This window comes from Marinobacter shengliensis (assembly GCF_003007715.1).
Lineage (GTDB): Bacteria > Pseudomonadota > Gammaproteobacteria > Pseudomonadales > Oleiphilaceae > Marinobacter > Marinobacter shengliensis.
On record NZ_PXNO01000027.1, the window covers coordinates 525,795 to 539,873 of the forward strand.

At 58.5% G+C, this 14,079-nt stretch carries 14 protein-coding genes; 11 read left to right on the forward strand and 3 right to left on the reverse strand.

Features of this window, described 5'->3' with window-relative positions:
* Positions 1–71 precede the first annotated feature (71 nt).
* Entirely contained in the window at positions 72–662 is a 591-nt protein-coding gene (locus tag C7H10_RS15540; RefSeq protein WP_061331002.1) for a PilZ domain-containing protein, read from the reverse strand.
* Positions 663–783: 121 nt separating this feature from the next.
* Between C7H10_RS15540 and C7H10_RS15545 the strand changes: the two genes are divergently transcribed.
* Positions 784–2,028: a lipoprotein-releasing ABC transporter permease subunit gene (locus C7H10_RS15545; RefSeq protein ID WP_072677503.1), complete on the forward strand. Its 1,245-nt coding sequence runs from the start codon at positions 784–786 to the stop codon at positions 2,026–2,028.
* Positions 2,021–2,728 carry an ABC transporter ATP-binding protein gene (locus C7H10_RS15550; RefSeq protein ID WP_106695573.1) on the forward strand — a complete coding sequence of 236 codons (708 nt, stop codon included), beginning with the start codon at positions 2,021–2,023 and terminating at the stop codon, positions 2,726–2,728. Before C7H10_RS15545 ends, C7H10_RS15550 begins: the two co-directional genes overlap by 8 nt.
* Here C7H10_RS15550 and C7H10_RS15555 read toward each other — a convergent pair.
* Positions 2,716–3,261, reverse strand: coding sequence for a DUF2062 domain-containing protein (locus tag C7H10_RS15555; protein WP_106695574.1), 546 nt, complete (start codon positions 3,259–3,261; stop codon positions 2,716–2,718). The two genes, C7H10_RS15550 and C7H10_RS15555, sit on opposite strands and share 13 nt — an antisense overlap.
* A gap of 80 nt (positions 3,262–3,341) precedes the next feature.
* On the opposite strand from C7H10_RS15555, the gene C7H10_RS15560 reads away from it, so the two are divergent.
* From C7H10_RS15560 to murB, 9 genes are all read left to right on the forward strand, one after another.
* Complete coding sequence (locus C7H10_RS15560) at positions 3,342–5,798, forward strand: DNA internalization-related competence protein ComEC/Rec2 (RefSeq protein WP_167392916.1); 2,457 nt, start codon at positions 3,342–3,344, stop codon at positions 5,796–5,798.
* 72 nt (positions 5,799–5,870) lie between these two features.
* Positions 5,871–6,497 (forward strand): MotA/TolQ/ExbB proton channel family protein, encoded by a 627-nt coding sequence (locus C7H10_RS15565; protein WP_058089566.1) that lies wholly within the window; start codon positions 5,871–5,873, stop codon positions 6,495–6,497.
* A gap of 5 nt (positions 6,498–6,502) precedes the next feature.
* Positions 6,503–6,928 carry an ExbD/TolR family protein gene (locus C7H10_RS15570; RefSeq protein ID WP_058089567.1) on the forward strand — a complete coding sequence of 142 codons (426 nt, stop codon included), beginning with the start codon at positions 6,503–6,505 and terminating at the stop codon, positions 6,926–6,928.
* The gene (gene msbA / locus C7H10_RS15575; protein ID WP_106695575.1) at positions 6,925–8,697 is read left to right on the forward strand and encodes a lipid A export permease/ATP-binding protein MsbA; all 1,773 of its coding nucleotides are present in this window, start codon (positions 6,925–6,927) and stop codon (positions 8,695–8,697) included. Before C7H10_RS15570 ends, msbA begins: the two co-directional genes overlap by 4 nt.
* Positions 8,694–9,755 (forward strand): tetraacyldisaccharide 4'-kinase, encoded by a 1,062-nt coding sequence (lpxK, locus tag C7H10_RS15580; protein WP_106695576.1) that lies wholly within the window; start codon positions 8,694–8,696, stop codon positions 9,753–9,755. The genes msbA and lpxK overlap by 4 nt, the downstream gene beginning before the upstream one ends.
* On the forward strand, positions 9,748–9,936 hold the full coding sequence (locus C7H10_RS15585; RefSeq protein ID WP_011785222.1) for a Trm112 family protein: 189 nt from the start codon (positions 9,748–9,750) through the stop codon (positions 9,934–9,936). Before lpxK ends, C7H10_RS15585 begins: the two co-directional genes overlap by 8 nt.
* Positions 9,937–9,962: 26 nt before the next feature.
* On the forward strand, positions 9,963–10,748 hold the full coding sequence (kdsB, locus tag C7H10_RS15590; RefSeq protein WP_106695577.1) for a 3-deoxy-manno-octulosonate cytidylyltransferase: 786 nt from the start codon (positions 9,963–9,965) through the stop codon (positions 10,746–10,748).
* Entirely contained in the window at positions 10,741–11,220 is a 480-nt protein-coding gene (locus C7H10_RS15595) for a low molecular weight protein-tyrosine-phosphatase (RefSeq protein ID WP_106695578.1), read from the forward strand. The genes kdsB and C7H10_RS15595 overlap by 8 nt, the downstream gene beginning before the upstream one ends.
* Positions 11,217–12,248: a UDP-N-acetylmuramate dehydrogenase gene (murB, locus tag C7H10_RS15600; protein ID WP_106695579.1), complete on the forward strand. Its 1,032-nt coding sequence runs from the start codon at positions 11,217–11,219 to the stop codon at positions 12,246–12,248. Before C7H10_RS15595 ends, murB begins: the two co-directional genes overlap by 4 nt.
* A 62-nt stretch (positions 12,249–12,310) precedes the next feature.
* Here the strand turns inward: murB and C7H10_RS15605 are convergent, their stop codons facing one another.
* Positions 12,311–14,044 carry a proline--tRNA ligase gene (locus C7H10_RS15605; RefSeq protein ID WP_106695580.1) on the reverse strand — a complete coding sequence of 578 codons (1,734 nt, stop codon included), beginning with the start codon at positions 14,042–14,044 and terminating at the stop codon, positions 12,311–12,313.
* Positions 14,045–14,079: the final 35 nt, after the last annotated feature.

Here is a 14,079-nt window from a genome sequence, read left to right on the forward strand (position 1 = left end):
ACGATACCGCAGGACATGGATAAAACGTAATATCCCGAAAAAACGGGCAAAAGTCAGTGTTTTTTCAAAGTTTACTCTTTTTGCCGCTGCCGGATTTGCCAACGCATCACATGGCGGGCAATTTGTTGGCGGCTACTGTCGTCAAGTTGAACGAACTCGGTGTGAACCCTTGCTCCGCCCCGATCATCCACCTCTGCGCTCAGAACTTCTGCAATGGCTTGAGGTTGATAGAGTTCCGGTGGCAGTGTCATACGTACCGCAATACGGTCGCCCTGGTTCCAGGCAGGGGTGCTGCTGAAAAACGACAGGCCACCCTCGCTGAGAGTCACATCCTGCCAGTCCTCCGGTTGCAACGGATTTTGCTCAAAGGCGATAATGCGCGCCAGCGTGTCGAGCTTGCTGTTCATGGATTTAATTAATCCGGTCAGTAGCCGGTCACGTTCCGCCAGGCTGGCGAGGTGTGCTTTTACGTCCTGGTCCAGCCGGCGGAATTCAGCTTTGAGGCTTTCCAGTGGCGATCCATTGAACGGATCATCCTGCTCGCTGTCAGCGTTCCCGGAGAGACGGCGGATTTCAAGGCCAATACGGTCCTCGATCCGGAAATACTCGCGTCGGTCGGCTTTGGCATCGGTGATCGGTGGCGTGATAGGCGAGCCTGGCATTCTGTCTCCGGCGGGCTGAAATTTTATTGGTAAAGAGTAGTTTAGCAGTTTCCCGGAGGCTCGCGAGTGATCCGGGGTACCAAACCACGACAGGCCAGAAGGTAGCGACAGGCACCTCCCCATGTTCAGACCCTTATCGTTCTATATCGGCTTGCGGTACACCGCAGCCAAGAGACGTAATCACTTTATATCCTTTATATCCCTGACCTCCATGCTCGGGCTGATGCTTGGCGTGGCGGTCCTGATCATCGTGTTGTCCGTCATGAATGGTTTTGACCGGGAATTGAAGCAGCGCATTCTGGGCATGGTGCCCCACGCCACGATTCAGGGGGCGTCGGGCCCGCTGGAAGACTGGGAAGAGATCGATCGCCGCGTACAGGAGCATCCACGGGTACTGGCGGCCGCGCCCTTTATCCAGGGCCAGGGCATGGTGACTGGCGGAGGTGATGTTCGGGGAGTGATGCTAAGCGGCATTGTGCCCGAGCAGGAAGCCACGGTATCGATCATTGAGAATCACTTCATTGAAGGCAACCTGGATGAACTCAAGCCGGGAGAATTCGGCATTATCATCGGTCGGCTGATGGCCAACAGCCTCAGGCTCCAGGTCGGAGACAAGCTGACGGTTGTCCTGCCCGAGGCCTCGGTAACCCCGGCCGGCGTACTGCCGAGACTCAAACGATTTACCGTCAAAGGCATATTCAGTGTCGGTGCCGAGCTGGATGGCAACTATGCGCTGATTCATATGGATGATGCGGCCCGCCTGATGCGAACCGGTGGCCGTGCCGAGGGCGTGCGCCTGCTCGTGGATGACCTGTTCGCGGCCCCGCGCGTGGTCAATCAGGTTGCGCAGGATCTGGGGGGGCGTTACTACGTGTCGGACTGGACCCGTACTCACGGAAACCTGTTCCAGGCTATCCGGATGGAAAAGACCATGATTGGCCTGTTGCTGATGTTCATTGTGGCCGTGGCCGCTTTCAATATTGTTTCCACCCTGGTCATGGTAGTCACCGACAAAACCGCAGACATCGCGATTCTGCGAACCATGGGGGCGACACCCGGGCGCATTATGCGAATTTTCATCATTCAGGGCGCTGTAATAGGTATCTTTGGCACCCTGATGGGAACCGCGCTCGGAATCTTCGGAGCCCTGAATATCAGCGCTTTCATTTCCTGGCTTGAGGGGTTGATGGGGCACCAGTTCCTGAGTGCCGACGTCTACTTCATCAGCTACCTGCCGTCCCAGTTGCAGTGGCAGGATGTGGCAATCATCAGCAGTGCCGGAATGGTGATGAGCCTGCTGGCAACGATTTACCCGGCATGGCGGGCATCCAGGGTCGAACCGGCAGAGGCGTTACGTTATGAGTGAAGTGGAAATGACCACCAGCAAGCCTTTGGTCATCGACTGCCGCCAGGTTACCCGAACCTACGACCAGGGCCCCGAGACACTGACGATTTTCTCCGACATTTCCCTGGAAGTGTCGGCAGGCGAAACCGTTGCCATCGTGGGCAGCAGTGGTGCTGGTAAAACCACGTTGCTGAACCTGCTTGGCGGCCTGGACCGGCCATCATCCGGCCAGATTCATATCTGTGGTGAGGATATTCACCGGTTGTCGGAGGCCGGCCGGGCACGTTTCCGCAATGGCCACCTTGGCTTTGTCTACCAGTTCCATCATCTGTTGCCGGAATTCACAGCGCTGGAAAATGTGATGATGCCTTGCGCGCTGGGGGGGCAGTCACTCGCGGTTGCCAGGCAAAAGGCAGAAGCCTTGTTGGTCCGGGTTGGCCTGGGCGAACGATTGAAGCATAAGCCCTCGGAGCTGTCAGGCGGTGAGCGCCAGCGGGTGGCCATTGCCCGGGCACTGGTCAACGAGCCCCAATGTGTGTTGATGGACGAGCCAACCGGTAACCTGGACGAACATACCGGCGAGGGTATCAGGGCTCTGATTGAGGATTTACGAGAGCAGTCTGGCATTGCCTTTGTGATGGTCACCCACGATATGCGAATGGCGCGGAGCCTCGGCCGGGTGTTGCGACTGGAGCAAGGGCGGTTGGTTCAGGAAGCCTGATTACGGGCCTTCTTGCAGGCTTTTCTTGAAAAGCGCCGAACCTGCCAGTCTGTGCGGATTTTACGCCGCCAAAGGTACTGGATGATCAGATAGGCGCTGCAACCCGCAGCGGTCGCGACCACAATTGACCCGACATAGAGCGGCACGCCAATCTCCATCAGGCGGCTGCTCAGCCAGGACCAAGAGAGCTGGAATTCAAAAGCCAGCACGGGGCGGTCCAGAATCCAGGCGCCTACTTTGTAGTTAAAGTAAAAGATGGGCGGCATGGTCAACGGATTGCTGATCCAGACCAGGGCGACGGACAACGGCAGGTTGGCATTGATCCAGATGGCCATGCCTGCTGCTGCCGCCATCTGGAATGGCATCGGGATAAAACTGAGAAATAGCCCGATCAGGAAGGCGCGAGACACACTGTGCCGGTTGATGTGCCACAGGTTGGGTTCATGAAGGATATCGCCCAGAAAGCGCAATGATTCGATGGATTGCACTTTTTCCGGGGAAGGCAGATACCGTTTCATGAACTTCTTGGGCATAGGAAGTTCGGCCTGTTGCTTCGGAATGGATAACTTCCGGCACCCTGAGCGCGCCGGGCTAATGCACTGGAGGACAAGGATTGTCCGGTCTGTTTCATACTCACCAAACGCCTGAACACAGCGTAGTCGGCGCGCCCGGCATTGTCGCGTTCTCGTGCGGCGTTATCTTACTGTATCAACTAACGCTTTTACCACCGTCCTGGTGGCTGTTTTTGGCCGGGATGATAACGGTTAGCGTGTCTCTCCTGATCAGTCATGGCGCCATGCGCCGTCTGGCCCGATTAATGGCGCTGGTTTTGCTGGGTCTGGCCTGGGCTGGTTGGCATTCGGAAGCGCGCCTGGCGGAACGGCTGCCAGCGGGGATGGAAGGCAAGCGTCTGGAACTTTCAGGGTATGTTTGTGAGCTTCCGCAGCCTGGCAGTTTCAACAGTTTACGCTTCAGCGTGTGTGTTGTCAGTTGGCACAGTGACGACCAACAGGGCGCCGCACTGGTACTGCCTCGCAGAGTGCGTCTCTCCTGGTATGGCCGGAATGATCAGGCGCTGCCCGGCAATCGGCTGAGGCTGGAGGTGGTCCTTAAACGGCCGCACGGCAACCTGAACCCCGAGGGGTTTCGCTATGAGGATTGGCTGTTCAGGAAAGGGTACCGGGCAACCGGAAGCGTTCGGGCGGTCGCCCTGGACCAGGACCTCCATTGCGGCTGGCATTGCCGGTACCACGCCTGGCATCAAACGGTCGCTGAGCAGGTTCATCAGCGTTTTTCCGATGCCAGTGAATACCCGTTGATTGCCTCGTTACTGATTGGTCACCGCGGTTATCTCACCGATCAGCATTGGCAAACGCTTCGGGCCACGGGCACGATTCATCTGGTGGCGATATCAGGGTTGCACCTGGGACTGGTGGCGGTTGGTGCCGGCCTGGTTGGCCGCCGAATCACTTTGTCAGTGTCTGCGCACCGGCTGGATGAGCGGCGCAGGCGAACCGCAGGCTTTGCGCTGGTTATCCTGTGTTGCCTTCTCTATGCACTGGTTGCCGGGTTTACCGTACCAACCCGCCGAGCCCTGATCATGGTTCTGGTTGGCGGCTGGTACCTGCTGCTGGCCCGGGAGGCCAGTGTCTGGCGGCCCTTCTGCGCGGCCTTGTTTCTGGTGCTGTTGCTTGACCCGTTCGCGCCGTTGGATCAGGGATTCTGGTTGTCCTTTGGTGCAGTGGCGGTTTTGCTGGCGATATTCAGCGGGCGTCTGGCAGGCCCCGGCTGGCTCAAGGGGCTGGTGTTGGCACAGGTAGCGGTTTTTGCGGGCTTGTGGCCATTGTTGTCCGGGCTTGGGCAGAGCCAGCCGCTGGCCGGTTTGGTGGCAAACCTGGTGGCGATTCCCTGGGTATCGCTGGTTGTGATGCCGGTGCTGTTCGCAGGTGCTTTGTTGGTGCTGGTGTCTGGTGGCGCGGTGACGGGTTGGGTAAGTTTGCTGCTCGATGCAGTACTGGGCCCGTTGATGGCCTGGCTGCAGTGGGTGGAGCAACTGACGGCTCCAGTGTCCGTATTAACGCCAGAGGCATCACCCTTTTTGCTGGCATTGTTGGCGGCTGTCGTCGTTCTGCTGCTCCGTTTCCCTGACAGGGTTTTTCGCCTGATGACCGTGGCGTTAGTCGGGGCCTGGGCGGTCACGGCGGTGCTGACAAGGCCTGCCGCCATTAACCCAGAGGTGGTGGAGCCGGAACTTCGTGTCTGGGATGTCGGCCAGGGTCTGTCTGTTCTGGTGCGTGTGGGGCGCAAGGCACTGGTTTACGACACAGGGCCGGAAGTACGGGGTGTGTTTTCGGCTGTTGACTCGACACTGCTTCCGAACCTCCGGGCCCTGGGGATTAACAAACTTGATCGTCTGATAATCAGCCACGGTGACAGTGACCACGCCGGTGGCCTGGTACAGTTGGTACAAGCCGTAGATGTGGGGCAGATACAGAGCGGTGAGCCGGAAGTCGTGGCCGGGATTCTGGACGAAGTGCCGGGGAAATCGGTAGGACAGTGTCGGTCAGAGCCGTTCGAGTGGCATGGGGTGGTGTTCGAATTCTGGCAGTCCCAAGCCGAGCGCACCGGAAACGATGCGTCCTGTGTGGTCCGGGTTCACCATCCCGCCAGTGGTTCTGACGTGCTGCTTACCGGGGATATCAGTAAACGGGTAGAGGCAGAGATGCTTGCCCCCGGCGCGGTGCCGTGGTTGCGCAAGGCAGTGGATTTCCGCTTGGTGCTTGCGCCGCACCACGGCAGCAAAACATCGTCCTCTGCACCGTGGATCGATCGTGTCGCGCCCGACTGGGTAATCTACACAGCGGGCTATCGGCATAGATACGGCCACCCCCATCCTGATGTGGTGGCCCGGTACCAGCTGGCGAATGCTCGCCCACTCAACACCGCCTGCTCCGGAGAGATCGTCATTACCTTGAGTAAGCATGGCCCGAAAATCAGTGAGCTACGCCACACGGTTCCGTTTTGGATCCAGGGTCCGGGGCTGACCCGTGACCAATGTAAAATACCGTGACATTCCGGGTGTGGCCTGAACCGGCAGCTATGCTAAAGTAGCGCGGCTTGTAATTAATCAGGGAGATCAAGCGTGTTCGAGCTGTTGAAAGCCGGTGGCATCCTGATGGTGCCCATTGTTGCCTGTTCCATCCTGGCGCTTGCCATTGTTCTGGAGCGATTCTGGACTCTGCGAGCCTCCAGGGTAGCGCCCCCACAATCGATTAACGAACTCTGGCGCTGGATCAAGAAAAAAGAACTGAACGGGCGCAAGCTCAAGGCGCTTCAGGGCTCCTCACCGCTGGGCCGTATACTCGCTGGCGGGCTGATCAACGCCAAGCACGGCCGGGAGATCATGAAAGAGAGCATTGAGCATGAAGCCAGCCAGGTCATCCATGATCTGGAACGCTTCCTGAACCCCCTCGGTACCATTGCCACTATTACACCGCTGCTGGGCTTGCTGGGTACGGTCATCGGTATGATCAAAGTATTTGCGGAAATTCAGCTGGCGGGCGTGGGTAACGCCGGTAATCTCGCTGGCGGTATTTCGGAAGCGCTGATCACTACGGCCGCGGGCCTGAGCGTGGCTATTCCCGCCCTGATTTGTCATCGCTACTTCATTCGTCGCGTTGATGAGCTGGTCGTCAACATGGAGCAGGAAGCCATCAAGCTGGTGGAAGTGGTTCATGGCGACCGTGAAATCGACGTGGAAGGAGCCTGAACACCGTGAAGTTCAAGCGCCAGAGAAGCCAGGAGGTCGGGGTTGACCTGACGCCACTGATCGATGTGGTGTTCCTGTTGCTGATTTTCTTTATGGTGTCAACCACCTTTACCCGGGAAAGCCACCTGCAGGTGGATTTGCCCGAGGCGAGCGGCGAACCGGTTTCGCCCTCTGAGGTAAGGCAGATCGATGTGGTGATCAATGCTGAGGGCCAGTACATCCTGAACGAGAGGACCCTGGTCAATAATCGGCGTGAAACCCTTGAGCGGGGTGTCAGGGAATTAGCTGAGGGAGACAACAGCTTGCCGTTTATCATTACGGCCGATGCCAGAACTCCCCATGAATACGTTGTGCGCGCCATGGATGTGGCCGGCCGCCTGGGGTTTGCGAAACTGAGCATAACCACAGAGCGGGAGGCTGAGAATCCGTGATCGATGCAAGGCCGGAACCGCTGAAGGTACCGCCAACCGGAAGCTGGGCAACCTACAAACGATTGCTCGCCTATGTCAAACCCTTCTGGTTCGCGTTCTCCCTGGCGGTGCTGGGGAACATTATCTATGCTGCGGCCTCCACAGGCATGGCAGCTGCCATGGAGTATGTGATTACCGCCATTGAGAATCCGACGGATCAGAACCGGTTGTTCTTGACGGGCCTGATTGTCGGCATTTTCGCCTTGCGGGGGGTGGGCACCTTTTTCAGTCAATACTTCATCAGTTACGTCGGGCGGCAGGTAATCAATGCCCTCCGTAATGATGTGTTCGATCGCCTGATGACACTGCCGTCGCGGTATTATGATGACAATGCTTCTGGCAGGTTGGTGTCCAAGCTTACCTTCAATGTGGAGCAGGTGGCCGAGGCCTCAACCAACGCCATCACCATCACCCTCCGCGAAGGCCTGACCATCGTCGGCTTGCTTGGCTTTATGCTGTATACCAACTGGAAGCTGACCCTGGTGTTCCTGACCGTGGGGCCGGTGATCGGGTTGGTGGTGAATTACGCCAGCAAGCGCTTTCGCCGAATCAGTAAGCGTATTCAGGGGTCGATGGGTGATATCACCCACGTGGCTTCAGAATCCATATCCGGTTACAGGGTGGTGCGAACCTTTGGGGGGGAAGACTACGAACGTGAACGCTTCCGGGAAGTCAGCGACCAGAACCTCAAACAAAGCCTGAAAATGGCCTCTACTCAGGCCATCAGCGTGCCGGTCATCCAGGTGTTGGTAGCTATCGCCATTGCCGCGCTGGTCTGGACCATGTTGTCTCCGGAAATCCGTGGTGAGATGAGTACCGGCCAGTTAATCGCCTTCATTACCGCGGCGACGACCATGGCCAAGCCCATTCGCCAGGTAACCTCGGTGCACGCCAAGATTCAGAAGGGCGTGGCTGCGGCCTATGACGTGTTTGAAACCATGGACGAGCAGCCAGAGGAAGATCGCGGCGAATACACCCCAGAGCGTGTGGAAGGCCATATTGAGTTCGATAAGGTGTGCTTCCGCTATCGTGATCAACTGGATAATGTCCTGGACGGCATTTCAGTGAGCGTGCCGGCCGGGCAGAGTGTGGCACTGGTCGGCCGTTCGGGCAGTGGTAAATCGTCTATGGTCAGCCTGCTACCCCGATTCTATGAGTACACCGAGGGTGACATCCGAATCGATGGCAGGTCTCTCAAGGAGTTCTCGCTCAAGGGTTTGCGTTCCCAGATTGCTCTGGTGAACCAGAACGTGGTGCTGTTCAACGACACCATTGCCGCCAACATCGCCTACGGTGCCTTGCGCAACTGCAGTCGTGAAGAAATCCGGGAAGCCGCCGCCAAGGCTCATGCCCTGGAGTTTATCGACCGGATGCCGGAAGGCCTGGATACCATGATTGGGGATAACGGTGTGATGTTGTCTGGCGGCCAGCGCCAGCGCCTGGCTATTGCCCGGGCACTGCTGAAGAACGCCCCGATCCTGATCCTTGATGAGGCCACCTCGGCACTGGATACAGAGTCGGAGCGGCATATTCAGGAAGCCCTTGAGACGGTGATGCAAGGCCGGACGACGCTGGTCATTGCCCACCGCCTGTCCACCATCGAAAAGGCGGACCGGATACTGGTGATGGACAAAGGCCATATTGTCGAATCCGGCACGCATGAGGAATTGCTGGCGGCAGATGGCGCCTATGCCCAGTTGCATCAGATCCAGTTCAGCGAGCATGCATGAGCAGCAGCCGCATTGACCGCTTATGGTATGGCCAGGGCAAGCCCCTGGCCATCCTCGGCCCACTGGCCTGGCTGTACCGTGTGGTGTCTGAATCGAAACGCCGGAAAGCCTGGCAGGCCCGCAATGAAAGCTTACCCGTGCCGGTCGTAGTGGTTGGCAATATCACCGCAGGTGGTACCGGCAAATCCCCCCTTACCGCCCGGCTGGTGCAACGCATGAAGCAGGACGGCTGGCATCCGGTTATCCTGAGCCGGGGCTACGGCGGCAAAAGCGATCATTATCCTCTGTTGGTAAAAGACACCACGCCGGCATCGGTCTGCGGTGATGAGCCGCTGATGCTGGCGCTGGCCACGGGGTGCCCGGTGGTGGTCGATCCCGACCGTTGTCGCGGTGGGCACTGGGCCCTGGAGCAGGAACTCGGCGATGTCCTGATCTGTGATGATGGCTTGCAGCATTACCGCTTGCCCAGGGATATTGAACTGGCGGTTTTCGATGCCGGCCGGGGCATTGGTAACGGTGCCCTGATTCCGGTGGGCCCCCTGCGCGAACCGGTAACACGGCTCTCGAGTGTGGATTTTGTGATTCTCAATGGTGAAGAGTGCCCGCCGTCGGGTCAGCAGATCGACGAGTTTGCCGGCGTTGCGCATCCAGAGATCCATGCCATGTCACTGCAGCCGGCGTCGCTGGTGAACCTGAACTCCGGGCAGACTCTGGCGCCCTCAGAGCTCAGGGGCCGGTCAGTGCGTGCGGTTGCCGGAATAGGCAACCCGGGACGTTTCTTTGACACACTGAGGAACCTGGGAGCACAGGTCACCGAAGCGGCTTTTCCCGATCATCACCGCTTCCGCCCGGAAGACCTTGGTTCCAGCGCTGGCGAGTGGCTGGTCATGACCGCGAAGGATTCGGTCAAATGCCGGGGCTTTGCCCCCGATAACGCCTGGGTATTGACGGTGGATGCCTGTCTGTCGGAACCTTTTGAACATCGCTTTCTGGAACGGCTCAGAGCCTGCTCTGGGCAGTTGCATCAACAAAATACTGAGAGAACCAACCATGGATAAGAAACTGTTGGCCATGCTGGCCTGCCCGGTGTGCAAGGGTGAACTCAAGCTCAACGATGCCCGTACCGAGCTGATCTGTTACCAGGACGCCATGGCGTTTCCGATTCGTGAGGGAATTCCTGTCATGCTGGCCGTAGAGGCCCGTACCCTGAGTACTGACGAACGGCTTGATAAGCACTGACACACCCGCCAGCAGGACGCATCCGCATGTCATTTACCGTTGTCATCCCCGCCCGCTACGCATCCAGCCGGTTACCCGGTAAACCTCTGGCCATGATTGCCGGCAAACCGATGATCCAGCACGTATGTGAACGCGCCCAGGAAAGTCGGGCGAGCAGGGTCGTGGTTGCCACCGACGACCAGCGTATTGAGGCAGCGTGCCAGGCATTCGGTGCCGAGGTAGTCATGACGTCACCACACCACGCCAGTGGAACGGATCGGCTTGAGGAGGTTGCCCGAAAACTGGGGCTGGACCCGGACCACCGGGTGGTTAACGTCCAGGGTGACGAGCCGCTGATACCGCCGGCGCTGATCAACCAGGTGGCCGATAATCTCGACTACTACCCTGAAGCCAGCATTGCCACCCTGTGCGAGCGTATCCACGACGCCCGGCAGGTATTCAACCCGAATGTGGTGAAGGTGGTGTTCGATAGCCGGGGCATGGCGCACTACTTCAGTCGAGCACCCATCCCCTGGGCGCGGGACTTCTGGCCCGCCAACGCGTCGGTGGCGGACGTAGACTTACCCGAAGGCATTGGTTACTTCCGGCACATTGGCATTTATGGCTACCGTGCCAGTGTGCTCAGCCAGTTTGTCAGCTGGCCGCCGGCACCGACAGAACAGGTGGAAGCGCTGGAACAGCTCCGGGCCTTGTATAACGGTGCTCACATCCACGTGGATATTGCTGATCGACCGCCCGCACCGGGCGTCGATACCGAAGAGGATCTGGCCCGGGTGCGGGCTTTGATAGAAGCAGGAGGAGGTTATGCCTGACCAGGTCAGTGTGTTGTTTGTTTGTCTGGGTAACATCTGTCGTTCGCCAACGGCGGAAGGGGTGTTCCGGCAACTGGTCACTGAGCAGGGAATGACAGAACACCTGCACATTGACTCCTGTGGCACCGGTAACTGGCATATTGGTAAATCACCGGATGCCCGGGCCATGGCGGCGGCAGACCGTCGCGGTGTTGATATCAGTGACTTGCGGGCCCGGCAGATTGTGGCTGAAGACCTGGACCGGTTTGATTACGTGTTGGTTATGGATAGGCAGAACCTGGCCGATGTCAGGGATATCTGGCACCAGAATGGCGGCACCGAACCTCGCCTTTTTCTTGAGTTTGGTGAGTCCGGCCAGGCCGAGGTGCCGGATCCATACTACGGCGGTGAGGACGGTTTTGAGCGAGTGCTTGACCTGATTCACGAAGCCAGTCAAGGCTTACTGGAGGATATCCGGGGGCGATTGGCTTGAATGGCGCGCTGAGGGTCACCGAGCATGCTGATCTGCGTGAGCTGAATACACTCGCGATTGCGGCACGGGCTCGTTATTTGATCCGGATTGCCGGCGTGGATGACCTGACCGCGGCACTGGCCTGGGCTGAGGCCCGCGAACTGGACACCCTTATTCTCGGTGGTGGCAGTAACCTTGTGTTCGCCGGCGATTTTGACGGTGCCGTCCTGCACATACAGATTCGGGGCCGGCATTGGGAAAAAGTAAACGGCGACGAAGCCGTACTGGTTCTGGGGGCTGGTGAGAACTGGCATGAGGCGGTTTTATACGCTGCCCGATCGGGTTACCGCGGCATAGAAAACCTGGCTCTGATTCCGGGCACCGCCGGCGCTGCGCCGGTGCAGAACATTGGTGCCTACGGTGTTGAACTTGGCGATACCCTGGTAAGTGTGACAGCTTTGGATCGTGTTACCCGGGGTGTGGTTACCCTGGCCGCCGGCGATTGCCAGTTTGGATACCGTGACAGCCTGTTCAAACGGCAGCCTGGCCGCTACATCATCCTTGAACTCAGGTTAAAACTTTCCCGATCCTTGCCATTAAAGCTGGATTACCGGGATCTTCAGGATTATCTGGGGGATACCGATGTTAACGCCCTTACGCCTCTGGAGGTTGCTGAAGCGGTGATGGCGGTGCGGCACCGCAAGCTGCCGGATCCCGCCGTCTTGCCTAACGCCGGCAGCTTCTTCAAGAATCCGGTGATCACTCAGGCGGCGTATGAAAGGTTACGGGAGCGCTTTCCTGACGTGGTGTTCTATCCGGTAGAGCAGGGTGTCAAACTGGCTGCGGCCTGGTTGATTGACCAGGCTGGCTGGAAAGGCTTTCGCAATACCCGGGTGGGTGTTCATAACCGACAGGCTCTGGTGCTGATCAACCACTCGGGGGGCTCTGGTGCCGAGGTGCTGGCGCTGGCGGACGAGGTGCGCCGGTCTGTGCAGGAAACCTTCGGGGTTGAGCTTGAAATGGAACCGGGGGTCGTTGGCGCCCGTTAGCGTGGCTGATCAGAAACCGCCGGGCTACCCTTTCAGGCAGCCCAGGGGATGATCGGGCGGCCTTAGAGGCCGCCCTTCGGGGAGGCTTTCACCAGGAACGCCAGCGCTTCTTCCACCGGGATGTCCTGTTTTTCTTCATCACGGCGGCCCTTGTATTCCAGGGTGCCGGCGGTCAGCCCGCGCTCTGAAATCACGAACCGGTGCGGAATGCCCATCAATTCCATATCGGCGAACTTGACGCCCGGGCGTTCGTTACGGTCGTCCAGCAGTACGTCGTAACCCGCCTGGCGCAACTGGCTGTAGAGTTTCTCGCCGGCTTCGGCCACTACCGCATTCTTGTGGGCATTGAGAGTTACAATGGCCACCTGGAACGGAGCGATGGCGTCTGGCCAGATGATGCCCTTGTCGTCATGGTTCTGTTCGATAGACGCGGCCACAATACGGGAAACGCCAATGCCGTAGCAGCCCATTTCCATGATCACCGTCTTGCCGTTTTCATCCAGAACGGTGGCGTTCATGGCGGAGCTGTACTTGTTACCCAGTTTGAAGATGTGGCCGACCTCGATACCACGGCGGATCTCCAGGGTACCCTTGCCATCCGGGCTGGGATCACCTTCCTCCACGTTGCGCAGGTCTTCTACCCGGCCCAGGGGTACGTCGCGTTCCCAGTTAACACCGGTCAGGTGGTAATCGTCCTTGTTGGCACCACACACGAAGTCTGCCAGGTGGGCAGCGCTGCGGTCGACGATCACAGGCACAGCCAGGTTGACCGGGCCGATAGAGCCGGGTTTGCAGCCAATGGCCTTTTCGATTTCTTCATCGGTGGCCATGGTCAGCGGCTCGGCAACGCCGTCCAGGTTTTCTGCCTTGATGTCATTCAGGGTGTGATCGCCCCGGAGGATCAGTGCAACCAGGCCGGACTCGCCGTTCTCGTCGGCTTCACCTTTGACCAGCAGGGTCTTCACGCTGCGCTCTGCCGGCAGGCCGAGGAACTGGGAAACGGCTTCGATGGTTTTCTGGCCTGGCGTGTGCACTTCGGTCATGGCCTCGCCAGGAGCCGGGCGATCACCCGCAGGGGCGATGGCTTCGGCTTTTTCGATGTTGGCGGCGTAATCGCTTTCAGTACTGAATACGATGGCGTCTTCGCCGGAGGATGCCAGCACATGGAACTCGTGGGAGGCACTGCCACCAATGGCACCGGAATCCGCCTGCACCGGCCGGTAATCCAGCCCGAGGCGATCGAAGATGTTGCAGTAGGTCTGGTGCATGACCTGATAGGTCTCATCCAGCGAAGCGGCGTTCAGGTGGAAGGAATAGGCGTCCTTCATGATGAACTCGCGGGCCCGCATAACCCCAAAGCGGGGGCGGCGCTCATCACGGAATTTGGTCTGGATCTGATAAAAGTTAGCCGGCAGTTCTTTGTAACTTTTCAGCTCGTTGCGGATCAGGTCGGTGATGACCTCTTCGTGGGTCGGGCCAAAGCAGAAGTCCCGGCCGTGGCGGTCATTCATGCGCAGCAGTTCTCCACCATACTGCTCCCAGCGACCAGATTCCTGCCAGAGTTCGGCAGGCTGTACCGCTGGCATCAGAACTTCCTGGGCACCACTTTTGTCCATCTCTTCGCGAACAATTCGTTCCACCTTGCGCAGGGTGCGCAGGCCCATGGGCAACCAGGTGTAGAGGCCGGCGGCCAGCTTCCGGATCATTCCGGCGCGCAGCATCAGCTGATGGCTGATAATCTCTGCATCTGAAGGTGTCTCTTTCTGGGTGGCAATCAGGTAACGGCTTGCTCGCATCGTGTCTTCCGCTTTATTGAAAAGTGGGGGTTAAG

Excerpts from the sequence above, each read along its gene's own strand:
- C7H10_RS15540 (WP_061331002.1), bottom strand. The coding sequence starts at position 662 with ATGCCAGGCTCGCCTATCACGCCACCGATCACCGATGCCAAAGCCGAC.
- C7H10_RS15545 (WP_072677503.1), top strand. The coding sequence starts at position 784 with ATGTTCAGACCCTTATCGTTCTATATCGGCTTGCGGTACACCGCAGCC.
- C7H10_RS15550 (WP_106695573.1), top strand. The coding sequence starts at position 2,021 with ATGAGTGAAGTGGAAATGACCACCAGCAAGCCTTTGGTCATCGACTGC.
- C7H10_RS15555 (WP_106695574.1), bottom strand. The coding sequence starts at position 3,261 with ATGCCCAAGAAGTTCATGAAACGGTATCTGCCTTCCCCGGAAAAAGTG.
- lpxK (WP_106695576.1), top strand. The coding sequence starts at position 8,694 with ATGAGCAGCAGCCGCATTGACCGCTTATGGTATGGCCAGGGCAAGCCC.
- C7H10_RS15585 (WP_011785222.1), top strand. The coding sequence starts at position 9,748 with ATGGATAAGAAACTGTTGGCCATGCTGGCCTGCCCGGTGTGCAAGGGT.
- kdsB (WP_106695577.1), top strand. The coding sequence starts at position 9,963 with ATGTCATTTACCGTTGTCATCCCCGCCCGCTACGCATCCAGCCGGTTA.
- C7H10_RS15595 (WP_106695578.1), top strand. The coding sequence starts at position 10,741 with ATGCCTGACCAGGTCAGTGTGTTGTTTGTTTGTCTGGGTAACATCTGT.
- C7H10_RS15605 (WP_106695580.1), bottom strand. The coding sequence starts at position 14,044 with ATGCGAGCAAGCCGTTACCTGATTGCCACCCAGAAAGAGACACCTTCA.